The sequence below is a fragment of the Peribacillus sp. P4_C12 genome (genome assembly GCF_056402095.1).
Genome location: NZ_JBFUIB010000630.1, coordinates 1 through 1,878, shown reverse-complemented (window position 1 = coordinate 1,878; position 1,878 = coordinate 1). Strand labels below are relative to the sequence as shown.

Annotated in this window: 2 protein-coding genes and 2 pseudogenes; all 4 read right to left on the bottom strand. The window is 33.5% G+C overall.

The features are described 5' to 3' along the window. Nucleotides 1-305, bottom strand: a pseudogene (locus AC1DUW_RS27385) (IS4 family transposase); the annotation flags it as partial. Nucleotides 306-751: 446 nt separating this feature from the next. Then, nucleotides 752-1,168: pseudogene (locus AC1DUW_RS27380) on the bottom strand (DNA mismatch repair protein); the annotation flags it as partial. A 250-nt stretch (nt 1,169-1,418) separates the two neighbouring features. Then, complete coding sequence (ytzI, locus tag AC1DUW_RS27375) at nt 1,419-1,586, bottom strand: YtzI protein (RefSeq protein ID WP_477643997.1); 168 nt, start codon at nt 1,584-1,586, stop codon at nt 1,419-1,421. Between the two features lie 98 nt (nt 1,587-1,684). Next, a partial coding sequence (locus AC1DUW_RS27370; RefSeq protein ID WP_477643996.1) for an integrase core domain-containing protein occupies nt 1,685-1,878 on the bottom strand: 194 nt, incomplete at its 5' end.

Sequence of the window (1,878 nt, the reverse complement as noted above, 5' to 3'; positions counted from 1 at the left end):
AGAAGATTAGCTAGAACTTGTTGAAGAAACTGTACGGCTGAACCATTAAATCGTTGATTAAGCCCTTCGGGGCTCATAAGGACACCTGTAGATGCTTCGAGAYGGCTACACAATTGTGTRAGTGGYGTACTCRCRACCTGTTGACTAAGCCATACACATAAAGCAAWTAATTCTTGTGCTTGATATTTACTTGTACGTTGAACAAAACCAACTTCTTTAGCTAATTGTTGTAGAGAAGAYGGAGATAAGTAGTTTTGAAGTTCTTGAGAAAAGAGATTCATTTCGTCTGAAACAGAAAAACTCATAGAAAACKCCATCCTTCCTGTATATTTCTACAAAAAGAATAGCGTTTTTTTTCGTTATGATGATACAAATTCACCTTAGCTTGATGGCGATGGGGTTAGTTCAACAACATACAGTAAAAAAGATCGATCTTTTTTAAAAGAGAGATTCCGTTAAACGTATAAAGAGCCAGTTTTAGTGATTTTTTTCAAAAACATGCTCTGAGAAAAAGGGAATTAGTTATTGGACTTCCGTATTTTCTTGCTGCGCTCTTTTTACTAAGAAAAATTAGTAAATTACAAAAAATTGAAATAGAACAAGGATAGGACATCTTGTCCTACCCTTGTTCAGTGTCGTTTTCTTGTTTTTTTACATCGTTAGCTATAGCAACTATATGAGCAATTGGATCGATCGTATGTTTATAGTAGTTGTAGGCTTTAGGTGTAGTTTTCAAACTTAGTAATAAATCAAGGCTTAACTTTAACTGATCTATATTCCCTCCTTCTTTTACAAACAATTCTAACTTTTCAGCTATCAATTTTCCCACTTTATTATCTAAATCTTCAAGATTAAGTAATGATTTTATTTTTATCGTTTCTGGGGTGTTATCTTTACGAAAACATTGTCCAGGGATCTGTTCCCATAAGTTTTCCCACTCTTCCAACAATCCAATTTCATTTAAAAAGAATTTTTGTAAACCACATAGCCACGCAGTACAACTTGTATTTCTGTTTTGGCATCCTATACCGTCCTTTAAAAACTCACACCCTTTGCAACAGGAATTCCCACTTTTTATACAAACCTCACAAATATGATGGGACCCAACTGATTGAAGTACCTTCAATCCATGCTGGATAATATCCACTCTCTTTATTTCTATACTCAACTTACTCGCTCCATTCGTAATTGATTATTCCACTTAGAAATTAACCAATTTTTATAAAAGCTTTTCATACACTGTGGTAGGACCCCCTAGAGAGATTCYGTTAAACGTATAAAGAGCCAGGTAATTTTTTTCAAAAACATCCTCTGAGAAAAAAGGAATTTAATTATTTCTTCCCAAATTTTCTTACATAGCTCTTTTTACTAAGAAAATTACAAAAAACATAAATAGAATAACGGTAGGATATCTTATCCTACCGTTGTTCAGTGTCGTTTTCTTGTTTTTTTGCATCGTTAGCAGCTATATGGTGATCAACTGGGTCAATAGTATGTTTATACTGGTATGCTTTCGAAGTAGTGGTTAAACTTAATAATAAGATAATAAAGATAATGACTAAGCATACAATGAAAACAATCGCCATTATTATAGTTCCTCCTCCAATATTTATATAACTAAATGTACATGACCATACTATCTTCTGGATTTGAGTCAATATTTTGGACACTAAAAAGTTAAATCTTAAGCTGTATTCCTAATTCGATCTTCAATGGCTTGTGGGGTTTGATAGCCCAAGCTGCTGTGAATTCTTTTTCGGTTATACCAACCTTCAATAAATTGGAACATCGCTAATTTAGCTGTTTGGTAGTCTAGATATTGTACATGGTGGACTTCTTCCTTTTTTAATAGGGCATGAAAGGATTCAATACAGGCAT